Annotated in this window: 2 protein-coding genes; both read right to left on the bottom strand. The window is 39.0% G+C overall.

Translation table 11 applies throughout. The features are described from left to right. Nucleotides 1-159: 159 nt before the first annotated feature. Nucleotides 160-915 (bottom strand): ATP-binding protein, encoded by a 756-nt coding sequence (locus DES38_RS11845; protein WP_211305867.1) that lies wholly within the window; start codon nucleotides 913-915, stop codon nucleotides 160-162. Further along, nucleotides 905-2,461 carry an IS21 family transposase gene (gene istA / locus DES38_RS11840; RefSeq protein WP_110252286.1) on the bottom strand — a complete coding sequence of 519 codons (1,557 nt, stop codon included), beginning with the start codon at nucleotides 2,459-2,461 and terminating at the stop codon, nucleotides 905-907. Before istA ends, DES38_RS11845 begins: the two co-directional genes overlap by 11 nt. Nucleotides 2,462-2,631: the final 170 nt, after the last annotated feature.

Genomic DNA, 2,631 nt, shown 5'->3' with positions numbered 1-2,631 from the left:
TGACTACTGCCAAAGGAATGTACCACTAGTGCCAAGTTTTTAACCACCTGTTGCCACGAAATGTACCACCCTTTGCCATGTCATGTTACCACTGATCATTCATCCCACCCAAATTAAACATACGTTAAGTTGAGTGGGATGTTTTTTGTATGAATGCTGTTAGAATTCGTTTGATAAACCTAGCCGTTCTCGCATGGAAACTTCTCCATCAATCATAATGGTGTAAGCATTATGCACGATGCGATCAATGACAGCTTCTCCTGTGGGGCCGCTACCTAATCTAGCGTGCCAACCACCTGTACCAATCTGCGTACAGAATATCGTTGAAGCCTTTCTTTCCCGTTTTTCTATTATTTCCATCGTTAGGAAAAGTTCTTCTTCTGATAAGTCATGCAGAAGCCATTCATCGATAATCATAAGGTCTTTCTTCGTATACTTGCGCATAAGTTTCTTATAACTATCATTTGGTTCAGCTTTTGCTATTTTAAATTCATCTAGTAAATCAGGCAATCGCACATATTGGACGTTATAAAATTGACGACATGCAGAAACACCTAACGCACAAGCTAAATATGTTTTACCAGCACCTGTCGCGCCCATTAGAATGATATTATGATGATTGTCTAGATATAAACCACTGGCTAGACGTAAGATATCTTCTTTAGACAGTCGTCTATCATCAAAGTACTGAATATCTTCTATTGCTGCTGTTGGAATTTCAAATTGCGCTTGTTGTATGAGACGTTGAAGGCGATTGCTTCTACGACGGGAATGTTCTTGGTCTACCAATATTTTAAAACGTTCTTCAAAGTCCATTTTTGTGTACTGTTGGTTTTGTGATTGGTGTTTATAACCATCGGCCATGCCGCCCAATTTCATTTCAACTAATTTTCGAATGGTTTCTTCATTCATCATGTGATTGCCCTCCATAATAATTTGCTCCGCGGGTGAAGCCATAGTCTTTATTCACTTGATCCGTTGACTGTTCTGATTGACTTTCTACTGTGCGTTTTTGATTATTTTTTAATATTGTTTTAATTAAAGAGACCGTCGGTCTCTTCGTAGCGCGTAACACATCTTCACAAGCACGTTCCAATTCATAGGTCGCATATTTTCTCAAAACTTTTTTGAGTGTAAATACCGACTGGACGGCTTGCTTTTCTATTTGGGCATGTTTAAAGAAATAGTCCACCACCATTAATGTGTTAGGTCCGATATCTTTTCCCCAAGCTTTAGCGTTTTTAGGCGTTTGATCAATATATAATCGATGCTCATCAGGCATGTGATCAGGATTGGTAGACTGACGTCCATATTTACCATATAATCTGGTATGAGAGGCTATTCGCATATGGTTATAGAATACCTCTATCAGGTGATCTGTGGCTTTCACATCAACTTGTTGGCTAATATATTCATAGGGTACCGAATAAAATTGGCTTTTAACAGAGATGTGATAGTCTGGTTGGACTTTGGCGGTTAACCACTCAGACATTTGATATGGCATGGGCGGTAGAGGGGAAAGAAAGTCTTTTTCCTCTGCCAGAAATGCAGATCGTCTTGACCCTTCACGTTTAGTAAATGCTCTATCGTTAAACATCTCTAATTTCTGTTTAGCTAAACTATTCCACTCATCAAGCGAGAAACACTGCGAATGTCTTAATGAGGCAATAATCCAGGTTGAAATAGTTCTGACTGATCCTTCAACACTCGCTTTGTCTTTAGGTGCTTTTACGCGTGCGGGCATAATAATGGTATTGTAGTGATTGGCCATATCTTTGTATGTTGGATTCAATATCAATTGTTTACGTGAATGTTCTTGTACACCTGTTTTTAAGTTATCTGGAACGAGGATCTCTGTCACCCCTCCAAAGTAATCATAGGCATGCGTGTGAGCTTTAATCCAGCTAGTCATATTCATACTCAAGAACCCTTCAACGTAAGATAATTGACTGCTTGGTAAAGTAGCGACAAAAACATACACATCAACGACTTCTCCAGTATCACAATCAAAGATAGCACCCGTTGATCCAGCCCAATCGACTTCTAATATTTCTCCTGGTCTTCGTTTAATTCGCATTGTTGCTTTATGCCGTGCGGCATAATTTTTGTAATGTCGTACAAAAGATCGATAAGAGTAAGGAATGGCTTTTTCTGATCGACATTGTGCTTCATATTCATAATGAAGCAGACTCAGTGTCACATTCTTCTTAGCTAGTTCCTTGTGAATATACTCAAAATCAATGGCACGATAACTTGATTCTTCTTCAGATTTTTCTGGATATAAAAACTCTTCTAACCACTTGTCTGACACATCTTCAAGAGTTTTTAAGTCGACTTCCTTCTCTTTTGCCACCTCTAAAACTGTCGTAATCTTTTGTCTGGAATGCCCTGTAGCTGAACTGATACTTCGGATAGAGAACCCTTCCGCTTTCATAGCTAGCACTTTCCTGTACTGAAACACAAAAAAACCTCCCTATAATGATGTCATACACCACCATCAAAGTGATGTATGCCCTTTCATTATACAGAAGTTTTTTTAAGTGGTAAGTAGCTTGGCAAACAGTGGTACAATTGTTGGCAATCACTGGACATAAACTTGGCAAGCCTGGTAAATATCATTGGCAATAGTCA

The sequence above is a fragment of the Streptohalobacillus salinus genome (assembly GCF_003201605.1).
Lineage (GTDB): Bacteria > Bacillota > Bacilli > Bacillales > Amphibacillaceae > Streptohalobacillus > Streptohalobacillus salinus.
Note: the sequence above shows the minus strand (reverse complement) of the source record. Positions and strands in the feature narration are given on the sequence as shown.